General features: G+C 48.4%; 15 protein-coding genes. 13 read left to right on the top strand and 2 right to left on the bottom strand.

Going from position 1 to position 21,657, the window contains the following annotated elements; translation table 11 throughout:
* Positions 1–30 precede the first annotated feature (30 nt).
* The 4 genes from ACOQOZ_RS03365 to ACOQOZ_RS03380 all read left to right on the top strand — a co-directional run bounded on the left by ACOQOZ_RS03365 (position 31) and on the right by ACOQOZ_RS03380 (position 6,703).
* Positions 31–1,752 carry a glutamine--tRNA ligase/YqeY domain fusion protein gene (locus ACOQOZ_RS03365; RefSeq protein WP_420590873.1) on the top strand — a complete coding sequence of 574 codons (1,722 nt, stop codon included), beginning with the start codon at positions 31–33 and terminating at the stop codon, positions 1,750–1,752.
* A gap of 172 nt (positions 1,753–1,924) precedes the next feature.
* The gene (cysS, locus tag ACOQOZ_RS03370; protein WP_420590874.1) at positions 1,925–3,298 is read left to right on the top strand and encodes a cysteine--tRNA ligase; all 1,374 of its coding nucleotides are present in this window, start codon (positions 1,925–1,927) and stop codon (positions 3,296–3,298) included.
* A 104-nt stretch (positions 3,299–3,402) separates the two neighbouring features.
* Complete coding sequence (locus tag ACOQOZ_RS03375; RefSeq protein ID WP_420590875.1) at positions 3,403–3,777, top strand: hypothetical protein; 375 nt, start codon at positions 3,403–3,405, stop codon at positions 3,775–3,777.
* Between the two features lie 22 nt (positions 3,778–3,799).
* Positions 3,800–6,703, top strand: coding sequence for a PKD domain-containing protein (locus ACOQOZ_RS03380; protein WP_420590876.1), 2,904 nt, complete (start codon positions 3,800–3,802; stop codon positions 6,701–6,703).
* 62 nt (positions 6,704–6,765) lie between these two features.
* On the opposite strand, the gene ACOQOZ_RS03385 is transcribed toward ACOQOZ_RS03380, so the two are convergent.
* Entirely contained in the window at positions 6,766–7,263 is a 498-nt protein-coding gene (locus tag ACOQOZ_RS03385; protein WP_420590877.1) for a hypothetical protein, read from the bottom strand.
* Positions 7,264–7,522: 259 nt separating this feature from the next.
* Between ACOQOZ_RS03385 and ACOQOZ_RS03390 the strand changes: the two genes are divergently transcribed.
* Entirely contained in the window at positions 7,523–9,673 is a 2,151-nt protein-coding gene (locus ACOQOZ_RS03390; protein ID WP_420590878.1) for an LruC domain-containing protein, read from the top strand.
* Positions 9,674–9,742: 69 nt separating this feature from the next.
* Positions 9,743–10,219 carry a hypothetical protein gene (locus ACOQOZ_RS03395; RefSeq protein WP_420590879.1) on the top strand — a complete coding sequence of 159 codons (477 nt, stop codon included), beginning with the start codon at positions 9,743–9,745 and terminating at the stop codon, positions 10,217–10,219.
* 29 nt (positions 10,220–10,248) lie between these two features.
* On the opposite strand, the gene ACOQOZ_RS03400 is transcribed toward ACOQOZ_RS03395, so the two are convergent.
* Positions 10,249–11,124 carry a hypothetical protein gene (locus tag ACOQOZ_RS03400; protein ID WP_420590880.1) on the bottom strand — a complete coding sequence of 292 codons (876 nt, stop codon included), beginning with the start codon at positions 11,122–11,124 and terminating at the stop codon, positions 10,249–10,251.
* 282 nt (positions 11,125–11,406) lie between these two features.
* Here ACOQOZ_RS03400 and glmS point away from each other — a divergent pair, with 282 nt between their 5' ends.
* From glmS to ACOQOZ_RS03435, 7 genes are all read left to right on the top strand, one after another.
* Complete coding sequence (gene glmS / locus ACOQOZ_RS03405) at positions 11,407–13,218, top strand: glutamine--fructose-6-phosphate transaminase (isomerizing) (RefSeq protein ID WP_420590881.1); 1,812 nt, start codon at positions 11,407–11,409, stop codon at positions 13,216–13,218.
* Positions 13,219–13,246: 28 nt separating this feature from the next.
* The gene (locus ACOQOZ_RS03410) at positions 13,247–13,945 is read left to right on the top strand and encodes an acyltransferase (protein WP_420590882.1); all 699 of its coding nucleotides are present in this window, start codon (positions 13,247–13,249) and stop codon (positions 13,943–13,945) included.
* A 21-nt stretch (positions 13,946–13,966) separates the two neighbouring features.
* Positions 13,967–15,298 (top strand): glycosyltransferase, encoded by a 1,332-nt coding sequence (locus ACOQOZ_RS03415; protein WP_420590883.1) that lies wholly within the window; start codon positions 13,967–13,969, stop codon positions 15,296–15,298.
* 95 nt (positions 15,299–15,393) lie between these two features.
* Entirely contained in the window at positions 15,394–18,177 is a 2,784-nt protein-coding gene (locus tag ACOQOZ_RS03420) for a hypothetical protein (protein ID WP_420590884.1), read from the top strand.
* Between the two features lie 46 nt (positions 18,178–18,223).
* Positions 18,224–18,847 carry a hypothetical protein gene (locus ACOQOZ_RS03425; RefSeq protein ID WP_420590885.1) on the top strand — a complete coding sequence of 208 codons (624 nt, stop codon included), beginning with the start codon at positions 18,224–18,226 and terminating at the stop codon, positions 18,845–18,847.
* A complete protein-coding gene (locus ACOQOZ_RS03430) occupies positions 18,837–20,336 on the top strand; it encodes a GNVR domain-containing protein (protein ID WP_420590886.1) in 1,500 nt (499 codons plus the stop codon). Before ACOQOZ_RS03425 ends, ACOQOZ_RS03430 begins: the two co-directional genes overlap by 11 nt.
* A 14-nt stretch (positions 20,337–20,350) precedes the next feature.
* A complete protein-coding gene (locus ACOQOZ_RS03435) occupies positions 20,351–21,586 on the top strand; it encodes a glycosyltransferase (protein WP_420590887.1) in 1,236 nt (411 codons plus the stop codon).
* The last annotated feature ends 71 nt before the right edge of the window (positions 21,587–21,657 follow it).

The raw sequence follows: 21,657 nt of genomic DNA on the forward strand, positions 1-21,657 counted from the left end.
CCGATAAGTTTGTACAAAAAACGGACGGTTATGACTGACACCAACGCCACCAATGCTGCTAACAGCAACACCACTACAGCCAATGAAGCGGAAGCGAATCCGGTAAGTAACAACTTTGTTGCCAAAATTGTTCAGGAAGATCTGAACAGCGGCAAAATCGACAAAGTGATTACTCGTTTTCCGCCTGAGCCAAACGGTTATCTGCACGTTGGCCACGCCAAATCTATTTGTCTGAACTTTGGTCTGGCGGAGCAGTTTCAGGGTGAGTGTAACCTGCGTTTTGATGACACTAACCCGGAAAAAGAAAGCCAGGAATTTATCGACGCGATTAAAGAAGACGTCAGCTGGCTGGGCTTTGAGTGGGCTGGCGATATCCGTTACTCCTCGGATTACTTTGACACGCTGTTCGATTACGCCGTTGAAGCGATCAAAGCTGGTAACGCCTACGTATGTAACCTGACGCCGGAAGAGGCAGACGAATACAAAGGCGACTTTAACCGTCCGGGCAAAAACAGCCCGTACCGTGAACGCAGCGTTGAAGAAAACCTGGCTGAATTTGAAAAAATGCGTGCTGGCGAATACGAAGACGGCAAAGCGGTTCTGCGCGCCAAGATCGATATGCAGTCACCAAACATGAATATGCGTGATCCGATTATGTATCGCGTGCGCCATATTGAGCACCATCAGACCGGTGATAAGTGGTGCATCTACCCGATGTACGATTTCACTCACGGTCAGTCGGACGCCATTGAGCACATCACTCACTCGGTATGTACGCTGGAGTTTGAAGATCACAAGCCGCTGTACGAATGGTATATCAACAATCTGCCGGTTCCGGCACAGCCAACTCAGTACGAGTTTGGCCGTCTGAACCTGAACTACACGGTAACGTCGAAGCGTAAGCTGAAGCGTCTGGTGGATGAAGAAGTGGTTGCTGGTTGGGATGACCCGCGTATGACCACCATTTCTGGTATGCGTCGCCGCGGTTTTACTCCGGCTTCCATCCGCAACTTCTGCGATATGATTGGTGTTAGCCGCTCTGACGGTATGGTTGATGTGGCGATGCTGGAACACGCACTGCGTACCGATCTGAACAACAATGCACCGCGTGGTATGGCGGTGATCAAGCCGTTAAAAGTTGTGATCGAAAATCTGCCGGAAGATCATCTGGAAATGTTATCGGCGGAATACCATCACGAATTGGATTTAGGCACACGTGAAATGCCGTTCACCCGTGAGCTGTATATCGACCAGGATGACTTTAAAGAAGAATACAGCAAGAAGTTCAAGAAGAAGTTCACTCCGGGTAAACGTATTCGTCTGCGTCACTCTTATGTGCTGGAAGCAACCGGCTATGAAAAAGATGAGCAGGATAATGTGGTTCTGGTGCGCGCTAAGCTGATTGAAAACACCCTGGGTCTGGACCCGGAAGACGGTGATAAACCAAAAGGCGTGGTTCACTGGGTATCGGCGACTCATAGCAAAGAAGCAGAATTACGCGTGTATTCACGTCTGTTTACCAGCGCGACGCCGGAGAAAGAAGAGGGTGACTTTATGGATCACGTTAATAAAGACTCTCTGCAAATTACCACGGCATTTGTTGAACCTGCGCTGGCCGATGTGGCACCGGAATCGAACTTCCAGTTTGAACGTGAAGGTTATTACGTGGCGGATCGTTACGATCACTCTGCTGAGAAGCCGGTATTTAACCTGACCATTGGTTTGCGTGAAGATAAATCTTTAACGCAGTAACATAAGATTATTATTTAACGTTAAAACAACCTTCTGCCCCTGTTTTTAACCGTCGTGCCGAAGGGCCACCCCTGGCCCTGTCGCACGAGCGCAGCATCCATGCTGCTCATAAAAACAGCTGAAGAAGATTGCTGAATCACACACAAAAAGTTAAACGAGCAAATAAAAGACTATGGCTTTAACCATCTACAACACGCTGACGCGTCAGAAAGAAGAATTTAAACCTCTGGTTGATGGCAAGGTAGGCATGTACGTGTGTGGCATGACCGTCTATGACTACTGTCATATGGGTCATGGTCGGGTGATGGTAGCGTTCGATGTGATCGTACGTTACCTGCGCCACAAAGGTTATGAGGTGAATTACATCCGTAATATCACCGACATCGACGATAAAATTATTAACCGTGCTAATGAAAACGGCGAGCCATTTAATGTGCTGGTTGATCGTATGGTTGACGCCATGAACGAAGATTTCACCAAGTTAGGTGTGATTGCGCCGAACTCTGAACCAAAAGCCACCGAACATATCGATGGCATTCTTTCGATGGTGCAAACCCTGATCGATAAAGGATTTGCGTATGCCGCGTCGAATGGTGATGTGTATTACCGCGTTCGTAAGTTTGAAGGTTACGGCAAGCTGTCCGGCAAAATCTTAGAAGAGCTTGAAAGTGGTGCCCGTGTTGATGTCGCCGCTGAAAAAGAAGATCCGCTTGATTTCGTGTTATGGAAATCTGCTAAGCCAGGTGAACCATCATGGACTTCTCCGTGGGGTGAAGGTCGTCCCGGCTGGCATATCGAATGTTCTGCTATGTCGACCTGCTGCTTAGGTAACAATTTCGATATTCACGGTGGCGGTCCGGATCTGAAATTCCCACACCATGAAAATGAAATTGCCCAGAGTGAAGCAGCAACCGGTGAAAACTACGCTAATACCTGGATGCACGCCGGTGCACTGCGTATCGATGGCGAGAAGATGTCTAAGTCGTTAAACAACTTCTTCACCATTCGTGATGTATTAAAAGAATACGACGCCGAAGTATTACGTTTCTTCCTGCTGTCGAGCCAGTACCGCAGTGAGATCAACTACTCGCAAGAAGGCTTAAAAGAAGCACAGCAAAAGCTGGAGCGTTTTTACACAGCGCTGCAATCGGCTGATACATCTGTCGAAGCACCGACAGGCACTGACTATGCTCAGCGCTTTGAAGCAGCCATGGATGACGACTTCAATACCCCGCAAGCAATTTCCGTATTGTTTGAACTGGTTACAGCCATCAACAAAGCTGAAGGTGATGAAAAGAACCAACTTGCTGCCTTACTGAAAAAACTGGGTGATGTATTAGGTACGTTGCAAAGCGATCCGGAAGCCTTCTTTAAAGGTGATGTTGATGACAGCGAAGAAAGCTGGATTCAGCAAATGATTGAGAAACGTGCTGAAGCCAAAGCTAATAAAGACTGGGGCACTGCTGATCAGGTTCGTGATGAATTAGCAGCTAAAGGCATTGTTTTAAAAGATGGCCCGGAAGGGACTAGCTGGTCGAAGGGCTAATTTCTGAACAGTTAGTTTGATATCTATAAAATCCTCAGCAAAAAGTCTGGGGATTTTTTTTATCAAATGTTAATATGCAGCCGCTCGGTACATAAGGATATGCCATGAAGTTTCTCGCTGTATTTTCGTTTTTAAGCGTATTGCTCGCTTGTACACATTCTCAGAACCCAATTTCTCAGGGTGTTAATCCGCAGGTCTCTGATTCACAAGGTCTGGAAAAACTCTCTGAATCTTTGCAGCAGATCGTTACCAGTCAAAGTACCACCTCTAACAATATAAGCCTGCTACGAGTGACCACTCAGGGAATGACTTCGGGTCATCGCGCGTTGCTCGAACAGCAGGAATTAAATATTCAGAACATCTCAACTGAATATCAGCAATTTACCGTTCTCATTTCATCTATTGATCAGCTCAATTGGCTTGCTAACCAACCGTTTGTCGTTCGTATACAAATGGCACAGCCTGCCAGTCGCCGATAGCTTATTGAAACAGGATTTCATCATGATAAGCACATTACGCAAAACATTGCTGTCCGCAGCAATGATGACTTTGGGGTGCACTCTATCAGCGCCATCGTTTAGTGATAGCCAACCAGATAAGTTATGGAACTCGTCTGCACTTAATAAGGTCAGTGGCAGGCTTGCCAATATCCTGCCAGCTAAATCAACCAGTGGTGGCGGTGTATCCAGGTACGCCCCACAGGAGCAGCCTGTATCCGTTGATGTTCGTTTCGACGGCAATGCAACAAAAATCCGTGAAACTCTTGAAGCCGCAGGTCTGAGAGTAGAACTTGCTTCCGATGAATACCGTCGTGCGATTGTTCTGGTAAAAAACAGTGGCGAGCTTGAGACGCTGAATAACCTGGAGTCTGTTGTCCACGTTACGATCCCAGAGAAGGGTACAAGTCGTGCAGGGCTGGTTGGCACTCAGTTAATCCAGAGTATGGAAACCTCCCGCCTTTACAGTGCACCGTATAATTTGTCGGGCGAGGGCGTAAAAATCGGCATTATCTCTGACAGTTTTGCTAGAACGGCAGCGGTCCGCGGGGATTCTGCCAGTCTCGCTTCCTGTGCTAAAGGAATACTTGAAAATACGGTGCCACAAAAAAGTGGGGATCTGCCTGCAAGCGTAGAAATTCGTCGCGATGACAGTGGCGGTTGTGAAAATAACGATGATTTGCCGTCGGACGAGGGCGCTGGCATGGCAGAGCTGATTCATGATCTGGCTCCATCAGCCTCACTTGCATTCCATACGGCGGGTTCATCACAGCTTGCAATGGCAATGGCGATTGATGACTTGTGTAAGCCATTGTCTGAAGGTGGTGCTGGCTCCGATATTGTTGTAGACGATATTTTCTTTACCGATCAGTCGATTTATCAGAATGATATTGTTGCTCAGGCAGCAGAAAACTGCGTCAAGCGAGGTGTCCATTATTTCTCCGCAGCAGGTAATGATGGAGATCAGGCATTCCAGTTTACTTTTAAAGACGTAAATCCTGCGAAGCGTGATGTAACGAAAGAAGCTGAAACCATTAAAGATTCTCATGACTGGGGAAATGGTGATGCCTTTATGCAGGTCGTTGTTCAGCCAGGAGACTCGTTCCAGGCTCATCTGCATTGGAATCAGCCAACATTAAGCGCGCAGAAAGACAAAAAGAACTTCCCTCAGGTTGACCTCGATTTATATCTGTTAAAAGAGCCTGGAGAGCTTACTCAGTCAAACGTGATTGCTGTCAGTAACGAAGAGCAAATAAAAGGTGTTAACAGCGCCGACCCGGTTGAAGGTGTTTCGTACGAAAATGAAACTGATCGGGCGCAGGCGTTCTATATCAATGTGAACTTTTGGGACGGTGTAAGAGGATTTATTCCGCAGAGTGATGCTGAAAATATTCCGACGGTATTTACTCTGTTGATATACAAGAAAGGCGATGTTCAGTTCGAATATCCCTTCTCTGGCTCAACTATGCTAGGGCATACCAATGCCAATGGAGTGAATTCAGTGGCCGCAGTGCCTTGGTATGACACCGATGCTTACGATAAAACACTCGAATTCACTAACGAAATAGATCCAGAGGCATTCACCGCGCGAGGTGGTGTTATTCAGAAATACTACGCCAATGATGGTAGTTTTAGGAAAGCTCAGGTTACCGTTCCAACGATGGCTGCGGTAAATGGCGTTAACACGACCTTCTTTGGTAATCCGCTTAAGTTAGGTGGGCGATTTGGTGAACCGGATAATTATCCTAATTTCTTCGGAACGTCAGCTTCAGCCCCTATTGCGGCGGCTTCAGCGGCTCTGGCTCTGCAAAAGCTGGGGGCGAAACAACCAACGAATGCCCTGACAGATATTATGCTTCGCACAGCCCAGGACATTAAGGGGCAGCGTGCGGCAGAAGGCCCGGATGATGTAACCGGTCGTGGTCTTATTCGACCTCAGCAAATGATCGATAGCTTACCGACCATTACAATGGCAGATGCAACAGCAGCGCCACAGCAAAAAATCACTTTGAATGCGACAGCGAATTACTCGGGACATGACTTGATCCGAACACGCTGGACATTCAGCAGAAGTGGCGAAGTTATAGAAAAAACGACTCAACAACCAACTATAGAGATGTTTGCTCCCGAAGTTCCCGGAACTTATTCCGCATCACTGAACGTTGAGTTCCGTAGTGGCCTCGTTGTTGCTGAACGCTTTGCTCTGACAGTTGGTGGTGCTTCTTTCTTTAGTGTAAATGCCGGAAATGATTTTCAGGCCCAATTAGGCAGGGCGACCAGTTTAACCGCACTTGTCAGTGCTCGTGGCGAAATGAAATTAAAGTCCATTAAATGGACCAAGCTTTCAGGACCTGATGTGGCAATGGGTCGTGCGGATCAGGCAAAGCTGAATCTGACCTTTACAGAAAATGGACGTTATCGCTTCAAAGTCAAAGCGCTTGCAGAAAATGGTGCATTTTCTGAAGACGAAGTTGTTGTGTCCGTTGGCTTTTCACCGGAAACTCCGGATTTATCCCTTAAGGTATCAGCACCGGATACCGTGGAAGTTGGCAAAGCTGTCGGGATTAAAGCAACGGTTGCTGACACCGAAAACCAATCTGTGACCTATCAGTGGCAGGTTAAGCAGGGTGGTGCGACGCTTCAGAATGCACAGAACCAAACGGTGATATTTAATGCAAATATCGCCGGTAGCATTGAACTGCAGGTAACGGTAAAAGCAGCCGATGGGCGCTCTGCGAGCCAGATTGTAACCTTACTCGCGAAGGGGAATGCTCCAACAACAACTCCTGGTCCTCAGACACCTGCCAGCCCGGATTCAGACTCTGGCTCAAGCGGCGGCGGTACTATGCCAATTATGTTTGTCTTTATGTTGCTGCTTTGTGCCGTGGGAAGGCGCAAACCAAGATAGTAATAAAAAAGCCCGGTTTGATTTTTCAAGCCGGGCTTTTTAAATAGTTAACCTACGCTAGATTATTCTGCGCTGGCAACCGGTTTCATCGCCAGTTCTACCTGGCTGAAGTGTTCAATAACTTCTTCAATTTCATGCTCAGCCGATTCCCATTGCTCATCGGTTTTAATACCGATCTTCGCCATTGCCTGAACCGTTGCAGGGTGTACCAGCAGATCTTTGGCGTGGTAGCACTGAGCGTTTTTCAGTGGTGGAAGCTTACCGTCAGCGTGGTATCCGGACTCAATTTCTTCCAGAGGTAATGTTGGAATCACCGAGGCTGCTTTCTTTAACGCACCCAGATATTCGCTGCACTCCGGGTATTTCACAATAAACTGGTCAACAATCGGCAGGCTGGTGTTTACCAGCTCGGCTGATGCAGCTTCGATATTTTTGCCCTTGTTTTCCAAGGTCGTTAATAAAGTTTTCGCTTGCTGCTGGTATGTTTGCAGAGCGTTATCAGCCTGAGCAGCAACGGTTAATGCGGTCAGTGCTGCAAAGGTAGCCAGAGACTTCTTCATAGTAACTTCTTGTAATTGAGAATTAATAGCATTCGATTATGCCTTAAACCTTCTGTTTGTTGCAATCGAATTACAAACGACTCCGATTTGTAGTAGTTGTTACCATTTGCAAATTGCTACTCGTTACCCTGAGATTGCATTTTGCAACCAGTCTTTGAAAAATATTCCTTTAAAAACAATGGATTAGATTTTGGCATTTGTGTTGCTCTACAAGGTTTATTGAACAATAACGTTCTGAAATTTGCCTGGAGCAATTGTTATGCTGCGATCTCTTTTCACATTGATGGTGTTAACTGCGTTACCGGTGGTGAGTCTGGCTTCGCCGTTTGAAACTTGCCCGAGTAAAGCATTTCTGTTCCAGGGGACTCCGGTAACCGCTTATGCGGTGAATCTCGTGTCAGGTAGTTACGAGATTCTGGAGGATGATGTTGGTATGCCGGTAAACGTGAATGGCGTTGGTTTCAACGATCATACCGATGATGACGGTACAAACCGCCGCTACATGTACGGTTTCAGCACTACGACGTTGCAATTCGTCAGGCTTGATAAAGACTTTCAGGCAACGGTGCTACCTATAACTAACCAGCCCGATGGCTCTTTTTATGTTGGCGATGTGTATCAGAACCACTACTACATGTATCGCAAAGGAAAAGGTTTTTACAAAATCAACCTCGACCCAAGCGCAGAAAACTACCTTGATGTACAAACCATTACCAATACAGCCGACGTCAGGCTGACTGATTTCGCGTTCCACCCGGATAACAACAACCTATATGGCATCGACAATAACAACGGTAAATTGTTCGAATTTAACATCGAAACTGGCGCGGCAACCGAGCTTGGCAGTACCGGAGAAACCGGTACGTTTGGTGCTGCCTACTTTGATGTAAATGGTTATTTCTATGTGTCTCGCAACCAGGATGGCCAGATCTATCGGGTTAACCTGTCAAACGAAAACCTGGCGAGTGCTTCACCTGATTATGAAGCTGTGAAGTTCGCCGACGGCCCACTTTCTAATCAAAACGACGGCGCTCGCTGTGCCAATGCGCCGCTGATTGATGAAAGTGAAGGTGCAAGCACCATCGACTTTGGTGACGCGCCAGATACTTATTCGACTTCCATTGCTGGTAACGGTGCCCGTCACGAGATTGGCAGTGGTATTTACCTTGGCACTACTGCGCCGGATGGTGAGGCCGATGCGCAAAACACTTCTGATCCATCAAGCTCAAGTGATGATGCCGCTTCGTCTGATGATGAAGACGGTCTGGGCCTGGTAACCGGTTTAGTTCGTGGTCTCGATAATCTGGTAGTCATTACAGCATCTCAACAAGCCTATCTGCAGGCATGGTTTGACTGGAATGGAGATGGCGATTTTGCTGACGCCGGAGAACATGTATTTCAGGATAAACAACTTGCGGCGGGAGCGAACACTCTGGTCGTGCGCGTGCCATTAGACGCTGCTCCGGGTTCAAGCTGGGCTCGTTTACGCCTGGGTTCACAAACCGGTATCGACTACTTCGGCGGTGCAACCGACGGTGAGGTGGAAGACCATGCGATCGAGATCAGCGATGCCGGTGTTACCTACAGCTATTACCCATCAGCATCCGGCTGGACCACATTGGCATACGAAGATCTGTGGCCGTATGAAGGTGATTACGACATGAATGATGTGGTCTTCCATTACCGTACGGTTACTGTTGAACGTGACGATAAGCTGCAACGCGTCGATTTCTACGGTCAATTAGCCGCCATTGGTGCCAGTTATCACAACGGTTTCGCTATCCGCGTACCGGGTGTTCAGGCCTCGGCAGTTGATACCCAGAAAATGCGCTTCCGTTATGCCTTCAATGGTGGAGCACAAAGCGAACAAGGCAATCCTATTGAAGCGGAAAGTGATGAGCTGATCGCTATTGTTACCAACGACGTATGGAGTCTGGTGGATACCAGCTGCGATTACTATCGCACCAGCGCCAATTGTATGGATGACATTCAGTTTGAATTTGAACTGAGCCTGCCATTTACTGAGCTGCAACCGGCGTCCGCGATGAGCACTCTGTATGATCCGTTTATCTTTGCTACGCCAAACCGTTACCACGGCTCTTACTTTTCGACTCACCCTGGTCGCCAGTGGGAGATGCACCTGGCTGATGTTGGCCCGAGTGAGCAAGCCGATACCAGTATCTTTAATACCGGTGACGATACGTCCGATTCACAAAACCAGCGCTTCTTCAAAAACAGCAACAACCTGCCTTGGGCGATGGAAGTGGCAACCAGCTGGAAGCACCCTCGCACCGGCGTTGATCTGCTGAAAGCTTATCCAAAGTTCCGCAATCACATTGAATCCGGTAAAGCCGAAGACCTTGATTGGTATCAGCAGGAGCATCGCGTCGAAGGCAAGGTGTTCCCGTAGTGGCCGCTGTTCATAAAAAAACAGCGAAAAAGAACAGCGAAAGTCAGATACAAACAGAAGAGAAAGATTATGAATACGAAATTAAATAAAACACTGATTGCTGTACCTGTATTGATTGCCTTATTGACCGGATGTCAGGGAGGCGCCGGTGGTGATTCTGCTAAGACAGATAACCAGCCGGCTGACGATAAGAACCAGGATGTCGCCGTGGAGGTTAAAACCGCTGACATCAAAGCCGACGAGAAACTTAAGTTTGTTTCACACCGAGAGATGACTCTGGTTCTGGATTTGTCCGAGCAGTCAGATAACCTGGCCTATCTGTCGGTTTACAGTAACTATTCAGCGGGCGGTGATGCAGCAGAAAACAGTTGGGTTATTGATTATGACAGTCGCATTCTCGGCAGTTCGTTAACCAGCAAAAATGTGGAACGCGAACTTGTAGTGCCACAGCATCACAAAAAGCTGTTGGTACAGGTGTGGTTCTACGATGCTTCAAAAGAACCGCTTACCTGGGAGGTTGAAGTGAGTGAGCGGGTTGTTTTATAAACCCGCAGGCTGCTCACTATTACGGCTCGTTATCTTGACCAGGTCGTTGCGCTTTCAATATAGCGACGATAATCAGGAAACTGACTTTGGGTGTGGAATGCTTGATAAGTTGTTGTAAACAAATCACTGAACGACAACTTATCTAACGTTTTCAGCAGGGCGCCCGTATCTTGTTGCGGCAGTCGGCAACACTTCAGATAGCGCTTTAATACAGCCGTTAATCCTCCGCGTTGGTTTAGCTTGGCATCAAGTTGCAGAAAAAATACCGCGCCGCCCCAGTACATGGTTGGGCTATCCCCAAGCTGGCCGCTTAACCTCAGTCTTTCAGCAAGCGATAAACTGGCATGACTCGCAGAAATACTCCCCAATAATTGTTTGTTGTAGGCTGCTTCTGCTTTCTGAATGCGGCTAACCAGTCGTTGCTGGCGGATATAACCATCAATAACGCCCATTTCTTCCATAACGATAAATTGCATATAACTGGCGAAGCCTTCTGCCAGCCAGGAATCTTTTTCGCCGAGGTACGGCAATAGCAAATGAGACAGTTCGTGCGGAGCTGTCCAGTCGCGTTTGAATTCTGATAGGGAATAGCGGGTATCCAGGTACAACTGAACCGCCTGGCGTTCTGGGTTACGCCAGGTTCGTGCCCAGGGCACAGGTTCGCCCATGTCTTCAGAACTGAAATTTCTGGCACTGAATAATTCAATATGCACGGTAAATGGCAATGGGCCTGTCACTCTGCCCAGGGCGTCATATACATCGGTCAACCAGCCTTGGTAGTTGCGCTGCTGTTGTGGGCTGAAACTATCTTTCCAGTGCCAGGCAATTGGTTTGGGTTCAGCCTGGGCTGCTGGAAGCATACAAGACGCCATCAGCAGTGATAGCGCGAAGATAAGTCGTTTCATCGATAACCCTGTGCTTTGGCGATAAATAGAGTCAGACACTGAAAAAATCAGCATGACATAAATCCGTTGGCGGTGACGCTGCAAAACACAGTTCCACTGTTCAAATCGCTTCGCAAAACGCAAATGGATAAATATCCCCGGTTATACAAAATTCGCTTCAACACCAGATTTAAGAAGCAAAAGTCAATAAAAACAATGTCATAGAAGGCTTTGTTAAAGCTGGCCCGGTTATCGCTAAAGATTTCAGACAATCGAAAAAGTATCGAAACCGAGGGTGATGTTATGTGTGGAATTTTTGGAGTCGTAAATGACCAACAGGCAGCGCAAACACTGATCAGTGGACTAAGAGCACTGGAATATCGGGGTTACGATTCTGCAGGCATCGCCACTATTGATGACAAGGTAATCGATGTTTGCCGCGCTAACGGTAAGCTGAATAATCTTGAAAGCGCGCTGCAAAATCATCCTCTCTCTGGCCGTACCGGTATTGCTCACACTCGCTGGGCTACCCATGGCGAACCGACGGTTATTAATGCCCATCCCCATATGACTGACGATGTTGCGCTGGTGCACAACGGCATTATTGAAAACTACCAGGAATTACGCACCGAGCTGGAAGCCAATGGCCATGTTTTTACCAGCGATACCGACAGCGAAGTGCTGCCTATGCTGATCAGTGACTTTCTCGCCAAAGGGTATAAGCCGTTAATCGCCACCAAACGAGCACTAAGTCGTGTTCGGGGAACATACGCCATTGGCGCGTTGTTTAACGGTAAGGATGGCCAGATCATCGCCGCCCGTCGAGGTAGTCCATTGGTGGTTGGTTTTAACAAGCAGTCGGCGTTTATTGCGTCGGACGCGGTGGCTGCGAGCTTGATGGCAGATGAAGTGATTTACCTTGAAGAGGGTGATCTGGCTCTGGTTGAAGCCGGTGATATTTATATCTTCGACAAGCACATGGACGTCGTGAATCGTCCGCGCAAACGCATTGAGCATTCTGCTGAGGGGGTGTCGAAGGAAGGTCACGAGCACTTTATGCATAAAGAAATCCATGAGCAGACTATTGCTGTGCAGCGCACGCTGGATGGTTTGAATCAGCTGAGTTTGTCAGCAGCACCAGAAATGGATTTTGCAGAGATTGACCGGCTTCATATCATCGCCTGTGGCACCAGTTACTACGCTGCCATGGTAGCTAAATACTGGTTTGAGAAGCTCGCCCGATTACCGGTTGAAGTAGATCTGGCGTCCGAATTCCGTTATCGAGAGCCTCCGTTAATCGAAAAGGGCGGTTGCCTGTTCGTGTCCCAAAGTGGTGAAACCGCCGATACCCTGGCTGCACTGCGTTACGCCAAAGAGCAGAGTCAGTTTTGTCTGTCGATTGTGAATGTGCCGGACAGCTCGATCGCCCGGGAATCCGATTTTGTCTATCACACATTGTGTGGGCCGGAAATTGGTGTGGCTTCGACCAAGGCGTTTACCTCGCAATTAACCGTGCTGATTCGATTGGCCGTTGATGCCGCCAGGCAGCGTTTTGCTCAGGAGGAGACCGAGCTGAACAACCTTATGTCGATTCTGGGGGAAGTGCCTCACTGTATCGCGACTGCGCTGCAACACGAGTCGGCAATTCAACAGGTTGCCCGAATTCTCGATAAAGCAACCAGCGCAATCTTTCTCGGCCGAGGCCAGTGTTATCCAATCGCACTGGAGGGCGCTCTTAAGTTAAAAGAGATTTCCTACATACACGCAGAGGGCTACGCCGCTGGCGAACTGAAGCACGGCCCAATTGCCCTAATCGATAAAGAAATGCCGGTGGTGGTATTGGCGCCATTTGATGGGCTATTTGAGAAAACCATCTCCAATCTGCAGGAAGTCAGGGCCAGAGGTGCAAAAGTCATACTGATCAGTGATCAACGCGGTATCGCAGCCTGTGGTGATAAAGCCGATGCTGCCATCGAGATGCCAACTGCATCTGCCGCATTACATCCGATCCTCTACTCAATTCCGGTTCAGTTACTGGCTTACCATACCGCCGTATTACGGGAAACCGATGTCGATCAGCCGCGTAATCTGGCCAAGTCAGTGACGGTTGAGTAACAAAACAGAGTTTAAGGAGGACAGACAGATGCAAGCTGTAAAACACTGGTTAAAAACCTCGGATTCGCCCCTGGCAAAGATCTGTTTCGACCTGATTAACAGCCTTCGATTCTTCCAGGTACCGAGTATCTCGCTGATCCATAAACCACTTTACTGGTTGCACAATCAACTGGTGAATGGCTGGGCAAACCTGACCCGCATCCTTTACTGGACTCCTCTGTTTAAAAGCCGCCTGAATCAATGTGGCAGCCGTTTTTACTTATACAGCGGCATGCCACAAGTGTTGGGCAATCTCAATATCGAGATCGGTAACAACACCCGTATGTCGGGTATTTCAACCTTATGCGGTCGAAGCTGTGCGACCAAAACGCCGCAACTGAAAATTGGCAGCAACGTGGACGTTGGTTGGCAGAACACCATTGCGGTGGGTACCCGGGTAGAACTTGGCGATAACGTGCGATTGGCGGGCAAGGTATTTCTTGCCGGATTTCCTGGCCATCCATTGGATCCGGTTGCCCGGGCACAAGGTCTGCCAGAAACCGATGACCAGGTTGGCGACATCGTACTGGAGCCGGATGTCTGGCTGGCAACCGGTGTGACCGTAATGGCCGGCGTCACCATAGGACGAGGCACGGTTGTCGCAGCAGGTAGTGTTGTTACGACCGATTTGCCGCCCGGTGTCCTGGCCGGAGGTGTACCCGCCAAAGTGATTAAAGCGCTGAACTGATCAGAGGAACCGGAGCAAGTTATGACCCATTCAGAACACCATGAGAACACAACGATGTTAACAGATACTCCGATGGTTATTTTTGGCGAAGATTGGGGAGGGCACCCAAGCAGCACTCAGCATCTGGCCCGCGAGTTGTCCAAATTTCACGAAATCACCTGGGTAAATTCCATTGGTATGCGTTCGCCAAAGTTATCGGTTGATGATTTGTCCCGGGTTGTGAATAAGGGCTGGCGTATGATTAATCCCAGTCCGCAGCTAACACCAGAAGAAGCTAATCATCAAAACCCGCTAAATAAGAAGGCACCAACCGACTGGCAGCCAACTGTGGTTGATCCGGTAGCGATACCCTTTCACGGCAATAAAGGGGTTCGCTGGCTTAACGAAAAGCTGATCAAGCAACGACTCTACAGTGCCCAGGCCTCACTGGCGCAGCAAAAACCCATCTTATGGCTGTCTCTGCCGAGCGCTGTTCCTCTGCTTGGCCAGGTGAATGAATGTTTCACAATTTATTACTGCGGCGATGACTTCACCGCTCTTGAAGGGGTCGATCACGACGTGATCGAAAAGCTCGAGGATGAGCTGGTGGAAAAAGCGGACCTCATTCTGGCAGCAAGTGAAACGCTGCTGAATAAATTCCCACGAGAAAAGACCTTATTTATCCCCCACGGTGTGGCTGACTACTTTTTTGAAGCGCCGGGGAAGCGACCTGATGATCTGCCGGATGGTCCGGTAGCCGGTTTCTACGGCAGTATCAGCAGTTGGCTTGATCAGGAAATGTTGGCGCGTACGGCTAAGAACCTGCCGCACTGGAATTTTGTTCTGATCGGGCAGGTTCGGTGTGACGTCAGTGTGCTGCAGGCGCTGCCTAATATTCACTTCCTCGGCGAAAAAACACATCAACAACTGCCGGATTATGTCCACCATTGGCAGGTGTCGCTGTTGCCATTTAAAGACAATGCTCAGATCCAGGCCTGTAATCCACTAAAACTGCGCGAATATATGGCGGTAGGTAAACCGATTGTAGCCACGGACTTTCCGGCGTTACTGCCGTATCGCAATTGGATCAAGGTGAGCCTGCCATCGGATCACGCCGGTTTCTCCGAGCTGATTCAGAAAGCAGCGGCTGATATTCCGCTGGTGGATCAGCTGGTGATGGATAAAGCCGGTCTTAACTTGTTCGATGTGGTAACCGACTGGAGCGATATTCAGCGGATGCAAAGTCACAGTAGTCGCCGCAAAGAACAGGTAACCGATCAAAGCTGGCGTGCACGTGCGCTGCTGGTGGAGCGTGAGATTATGCGACGCCTGCAAGGAGCTGAATCAGGGGGTGACGAGTGCGAAGTTATTTAGCCCCGCGGCCTTTGCGTATTGAGTTATACCGTTATCCATTTACGCTGATTTGGCTTATGTTTGTGCTCGTAGGCAGTCAAGCGAGAGCAGAGCAGATGGTCGATACGACTGGTGAATCTCAGAGTCTGATTACGAAAGCCGGTAAAAACGCACTGCTGAATACCCATACTGATGTCCCGGCTGTTTCGGGAGCATCAGAAGTGCAGGAATTTGAGTACCCGTTATTGGACCATGAGCAGAGTTTGCCCTGGTCGCAACGCTTCCGTAGCAACAAAAAGATCGACGCATCAATGAATCTGACCATTAGTGGCATCAATCCGAACACAGCGGAGGTGTTGATTGTTCTGAGATTGGATGACGCCAACAGTTCTGATTATTTCTCTCGCGTTAATATCGAGCGCCAGATTGCTCCGGGGCCGTTCTCCCTCGATTTTAGCTTGAAGGGCATTCGCCGTAGCGATGGTGAATTATCGGATCTCACGTCATTAAAAAAAATGACCGTATTTTATGGTCGGGAGCTGGACAAAAACTTTAAAGATATACAGCTAAAAACAGTTTTTATCTCAAAAGTTAAGCCAGTTCCCGGCAGTGTAGTGTTGTCTGAACGAAGTGATGCGCGTAAGGGTGTTAAAACGTCAGGTGCACTGGTTATTGATTTTGGTACCGAGTTCAGTTCGGTATTAAAAGGCACACAACAGGTCACAGATAAGCGACATTCATTTCAACAAATAACATTAAAAGGCAGTCTGAGAGGTGTTGATCGCCCTGGTCCCGATCCGTGGTTGCGGGACGGAATTGCTGGTGTTGATCAGATTAGAATTCCTGTTGATCATGAAACATCAAAACTCAGTCGTTTCTGGCGCCTGACATTATTTCGTGAAGACATCGGTGAGTGGGAAAACCTGCCACGGCAGATGAATCTCGACATAAAAATGAATGGGAAATTGTACAGTGGTCAGCATGACTTTAAGGATCCACGGGATTGGTATCACAATGCCTATCTGAGTTTTTATCGCAAAGCTGCAACCGACGATCCGTGGAATGATATTGTTCGCCACCGCGGTTTGGTGCAGCAATATCCGGTGGAAATTTCCGAAGAGTTGCTCAAAAAAGGATCACTCGAAATCAACCTGCAAGGCGACAGCCCTCAGCAGCGGTATGTATCTGGCTTGGTTTTTGAGCCCATTGACGTAGCAGGCCCGAGCTTGGTTTCTGAAGTAAATCGTCGCAGAGAAAATTACTTTAATCAGCATTGGCATCATGCGGATGCTACTGAAAAAATTCGGGAAAGCATTGCAGGGAGAACAAAAACAGAAATCAGCCAGCTGGCATTAAACCAACCTTACAGCTTGCAGTTCCCGATAACGATTCCGGCTAATGCTGATAAGGATGAATCTTTCATTCGAATTGATACGCCAAAAAAACTGCCGTTTAAAATAGAAACCCGCATCGCGGTGCCACAGTGGGTCAGGGCTGGCAGTAATTTTCGGTTGGAGAAACAATATCGCTACGCCAGTGAACTTGTTCAGGCTGGTAATAAACATGCTGGTAATAAACAGGGTGATGACAGACAAGCAGATCAGAAAAAACAATCATTACTGCCGGGTAACTATGTCCTGCACTTGTTAATTTACCCTGAGAATAAACTCTCGGCAGGCGATGCGGATGTTTATCCGTTTGAGGTAGTTTTGGTATCCGGAAATCAAGCCGAGGAAACTCTGGTCAAGCACACCCTGGACGTTCTGCCAATTCATCTGCCGCTACCGGCGCAATCCGTTGGCGTGTATCTCGACCAGAACCCGGCATTAAACTGGTTTGAACCTTTAAAACATTACCAGCTGGCACAATCGTATTGTGATCTGACGTTTTTACAAAAAACCGGCCTTAAGGCACTGGCGCCGCCTATGGTAACGCCTGTATCGAATCAACAGCAGGCCTGGCAGCGACAACTGGCGTTGTATCGCAAGTTCTATCCAGATCAGGAAATTCTCGCCTATACACCGTTCAAGCGGTTACGTCAGTGGCTCAAAGAGGATGCGTTGCAATCCCGGCTGAATGCCGTTCAACCGGATTATGATCTCTATTGGTCAATTGCCGATGAAGCCCATCAAAAGCAATTTAATGAGATCAACAACAATGCCAGCTTGTTGCATTCTGCAAACCGCTTTGCAAAAACGGCTGGCCATTTAAACAACCCCAATCAGAAATCGTTGATGAAATCGCTCGATCTGGCGCTGATTAACCACGGCTTTGGCGTTCGAAAACAGGAAATCGCCAGATTCAAAAACGATGGTGATGGCCAGTCTAATAAGCTCTGGTTATATAACATGCCGAGATTTCGTCTTGCGGCCGGGGCCTTCCTTTGGCATTCGGGGGCCGACGCCTATGTTCAGTGGCATGGCCGGATGCCGACCGCCAACCCGTACGATCCCACCGACGGCCGTGAAGCCGACTACCAGTTTTTCCCACCACAGCCTGAGGTTTGTCACTCTGTTCCGGATGTTGATTTACGCTTGTTTGATTTGATGACGGGCTACACCGACCTGGCCTGGCTAACCTGGTTACAACAGCAGGAGAGTAGTGACGCACGACAGCTGATTCGGAAAATCCGCCAATCCCTGGGGGATGATTGGCAGCGCGCCAGCCGCCTGAGCGATGATGATATAGACAGCATGATCAAAGAAATCACAATCATGGCACGAAGGTTGAAACACTCAGATAGGCATACGCAAGATGTGATGCAAAATGCAAATAATCTGGGTGGGGATGATGAGTCAGCAGCAGGCCAACCGGCTTCAAACAAGTCAACAACAGCAGCAATCTATTCAAGGCCAGATTCCTGGCCGGATAGCGGTCTGCCTGAAAGGCTGGTGTTCTGACTCTGCGACCTTAATCATATCAATCGCCAGCAACTTCAGGCAGTCAATGAATTTGCCGGTGAGATTGTTGGCGGGCATGTTGGTGTTAGGGCTGCAGGGGTGTGCTCTGAAGCCTGAAAACCATAATCAGTCGATATTCGAACAAGCTCTGGTGCTGCAGCAAGTAGCGCCCACTCAGGCTGGGCCGGGCCAGCAAGCTGATTCTTCCAGCGATTCTTCGCAACGTTCAGGTTTTTCACAACAAACACATCAGAGCGAGGTTAACTGGTCTTTTCCTGCCGGGGAAACAACACTGAGCGACGCTCAGGTAACTGAGCTATTTAATTGGTTGGCGATAGAAAGTCGTGAAAAAGCGTCCGATTACAAAGGCTACGTTTTACTGCTGCGTCAGGGGCCAGACTGGCTCAGCAGTCATAATCGCGGAAAATCCATTCGCAACCTTATTCCACGTGCACTCACCGTGCGCCAGGAATACCATCCGGATATGCAGCCACATCGCGTCTCGCTAAAAATGGTGAACGTTCAGGCACCCGCATCAAACGCCATTCTTAAGGAAAAACAAAAAGCGCTGAAAAGCGAGACGGAAAACGCTGAGGTTACGCGTAACGGCGCCATGACCCGCGAACAAATTATGGCATTGATTCGTCAGGGAGGCCGAAATGAGCAATAACTCGGCCTGGGGTAATTTCTATCTGATTTTAATGGCCGCATGGCGTCAGCGTTATGTCATTTTAATTCCTGTGTTGGTACTCCCTATATTAGGCGGTGCCATTGCAACAACACAGGGAAAAATTTACGACACCCATACCACCATCCTGGTACAGGAAACATCGAAGTTAAATCCATTCCTTGAGGACTTGTCGGTATCAACCAACCTCAAAGAACGCATGGCGGCTCTCGATACCTTGCTGCACAGTCGTCATGTTTTGTCTTCTGTTGCAGATGAACTCGAGTTATTTGAAGAGGGAGTCAGCGAAGCAGAAAAAGACCGCATTATTCGTCGCTTATCTTCGGGTATTGGCCTTAATCAACGTGGTAAAGATCTGGTGCAGATTTCTTATCGTGCCGGATCCCCCGATGATATGAAGAGAACACTGGAAGTCGTGAGCAAATATTTTGTTGACCAGTTACTGGCGCCGGAACGTTCTTCTATTGCGAAGTCCGAAGAGTTTATTAAGGCGCAAATTGAACAGCAGAAAGAAGAATTACTGCGTGCTGAACAGTCGCTATCTGATTTTAAACATAAAAATGCCGCCCGCTTGCCAGCCTTTCATGGTGGTAATGTTAAGCGCTTGCGGGAGCTTCGACAGCTGCTGGCGGAGAAGAATGTCGAGCTTTCGGGGGCGACGGCTGAGTTATCCAGCATGGATAAACAATTAACCTCAACCAATCCGGTTGTTGGCGCTCTGGAAAAAAGAATCGTTGGCCTTACTGGCGAACTTGAGCTGCTGCGTTCGCGTTATACCGACCAGCATTCAAAGGTAGTTCATGCCCAAAGGCAGCTGGTGCATCTGCGGGAAAAACGAAATTACCTGATTGAAAAAACATCAAAGCTGACACCTGAGCAGGTTGAGCGTTTATGGAACCTGGCGATGAGCTCAACCAATAACGGTGAAGTCAACGGCAATGCATCGATAGGTGATCAATCCCGTGTATCAACCTTATTAGTGTCGCAATTGCAGGATATTCAGAAATCCAAAACTAAAGAGCAGCGTTTAAAGCAGGAGATCTCCAGCATCGAGGCTCAGATCAGTAACATGGATATGCAGGTTCGTTCCTTTGCCACAGTAGAACGTGAACTAACTGAACTGGAACGTGACCTGGATACCCGCCAAAAACTGTATAACGAATTTCTGAAGCGATACGAAATGGCCAAAGTTACCGGCTCGCTGGGAAAATTCGAAGAAAAGAACCGCATCAAAATTATCGATCAGCCGTATACACCCAGTGCGCCATCGAATATTCCAGCGCTGATCTTTGTGGTCGCCGGGATTATTGGAGGCCTGGCACTTGGTGCTGGCCTGGCGTTATTACTGGAATTATTGGACACCACATTGCGCCGCAGTGATCAGCTGCAGCAAATGACCAATGCTCCGGTGCTGAGTCGTATCCCGAAATTAAAACCGCTGGCCATCAGCGATACCGTATTCGATGACTAATCAGGGGTGATGCCATGATTAATAGCGATTTAAACAGTGTAAAAGAACGCGCGACAAGCAGTGCCACTAAGGGCGCCATTATGAATAACTCCAATCTACCGGTACAGAACCCCGTAGCTACTCCAGAGCCCAAAGTGGTGGTGCACGTGGTGCAGCATTTACGGCCGGGCGGTATCGAATGTCTGGCGTTGGAAATGCTGAAGCACAGTCATGATGAAATTCATATCGTCAGCCTCGAAGGCAATGCTGCCGAGTCCTTAGCGCATTGGCCACGACTGAAAGAATATTCTTCACGGCTGTATTTCCTCAATAAATACTCGGGATGGCGACCATCGGTTGTAAAACAGCTGAAAGAAATATTCAGCGCTCTAAAGGCTGAAGTGATTCATACCCATCATATCGGTCCATTAATTTATGCAGGCACTGCCGCTCGTCTCGCTCGGGTAAAGCACAGGATTCATACAGAGCACGATGCCTGGCATTTAACCGGTTTAAAGCGTCGGCTGCTGGAGTTTTTAGCCTTGCAGTGGGCCCGGCCACACCTTGTCGCTGACGCTAATTTGGTTGCAGAAAATGTTCAGAACGCCGGGCTGCGTTATCCGGTAACCGTGATCGAAAACGGTATCGATAGCCAACATTTTTCGCCTGGCGATCAGGCTGAGGCACTCGACGCTCTTGGACTCAATAAACTTCTTGGCCGAACCCGTGAGTCCGCAAAACAAAGTGGTGGCAGCCTGCAGATCATAGGGGCGGCTGGTCGTCTGGTTGCCGAAAAGGGGTATCGCGTATTAATCGATAGTATGAAGGAATTGCCCGAATCGGTCGTACTCTTGATTGCTGGTGAAGGGCCATTAAAAGACGAATTAACTCAGCAAATTCAAACTCATAACCTTGAGCGGAGGGTGTTTTTGCTGGGCAATCTCAGTGATATGTTGCCGTTTTATCAGGCCATTGATCTGTTTGTTCTGGCATCCAATAAAGAAGGGTTGCCGCTATCGCCATTGGAAGCTCAGGCGTGCAATAAACCGGTGGTGTTAACGGATGTGGGTGCTTGTAAAGAAGCCTGTTGCGAAGAGAGTGGGTTGCTGGTTCCAGCAAACGATAGTCAGGCTCTGAGTTGGGCGATTCGCCGTCAGTTGCGCCAGTTAGTCCCAGACAATGAAACAGCTAGTCCAAGAAAATTTGTCGAAGAACATCGCGATATTCGACAGATGATCCTGGCCTATCAGCAACTTCTGGAGAGTGAATAAAACTCCTTAAATGATTTATCGCAGCTTGTTAAGGCTCGCAGTGTTAACTGAAAAAGTGTCCGGAAATTATA

This window comes from Bacterioplanoides sp., assembly GCF_965219715.1.
GTDB lineage: Bacteria > Pseudomonadota > Gammaproteobacteria > Pseudomonadales > Oceanobacteraceae > Bacterioplanoides.

Bases quoted from the DNA above. Each gene is read 5' to 3' on its own strand.
- ACOQOZ_RS03395 (WP_420590879.1), top strand. From the start codon at position 9,743: ATGAATACGAAATTAAATAAAACACTGATTGCTGTACCTGTATTGATT.
- ACOQOZ_RS03400 (WP_420590880.1), bottom strand. From the start codon at position 11,124: ATGAAACGACTTATCTTCGCGCTATCACTGCTGATGGCGTCTTGTATG.
- ACOQOZ_RS03365 (WP_420590873.1), top strand. From the start codon at position 31: ATGACTGACACCAACGCCACCAATGCTGCTAACAGCAACACCACTACA.
- ACOQOZ_RS03390 (WP_420590878.1), top strand. From the start codon at position 7,523: ATGCTGCGATCTCTTTTCACATTGATGGTGTTAACTGCGTTACCGGTG.
- cysS (WP_420590874.1), top strand. From the start codon at position 1,925: ATGGCTTTAACCATCTACAACACGCTGACGCGTCAGAAAGAAGAATTT.
- ACOQOZ_RS03385 (WP_420590877.1), bottom strand. From the start codon at position 7,263: ATGAAGAAGTCTCTGGCTACCTTTGCAGCACTGACCGCATTAACCGTT.
- ACOQOZ_RS03415 (WP_420590883.1), top strand. From the start codon at position 13,967: ATGACCCATTCAGAACACCATGAGAACACAACGATGTTAACAGATACT.
- ACOQOZ_RS03410 (WP_420590882.1), top strand. From the start codon at position 13,247: ATGCAAGCTGTAAAACACTGGTTAAAAACCTCGGATTCGCCCCTGGCA.
- glmS (WP_420590881.1), top strand. From the start codon at position 11,407: ATGTGTGGAATTTTTGGAGTCGTAAATGACCAACAGGCAGCGCAAACA.
- ACOQOZ_RS03380 (WP_420590876.1), top strand. From the start codon at position 3,800: ATGATAAGCACATTACGCAAAACATTGCTGTCCGCAGCAATGATGACT.
- ACOQOZ_RS03430 (WP_420590886.1), top strand. From the start codon at position 18,837: ATGAGCAATAACTCGGCCTGGGGTAATTTCTATCTGATTTTAATGGCC.
- ACOQOZ_RS03375 (WP_420590875.1), top strand. From the start codon at position 3,403: ATGAAGTTTCTCGCTGTATTTTCGTTTTTAAGCGTATTGCTCGCTTGT.
- ACOQOZ_RS03435 (WP_420590887.1), top strand. From the start codon at position 20,351: ATGATTAATAGCGATTTAAACAGTGTAAAAGAACGCGCGACAAGCAGT.
- ACOQOZ_RS03420 (WP_420590884.1), top strand. From the start codon at position 15,394: ATGGTCGATACGACTGGTGAATCTCAGAGTCTGATTACGAAAGCCGGT.
- ACOQOZ_RS03425 (WP_420590885.1), top strand. From the start codon at position 18,224: ATGAATTTGCCGGTGAGATTGTTGGCGGGCATGTTGGTGTTAGGGCTG.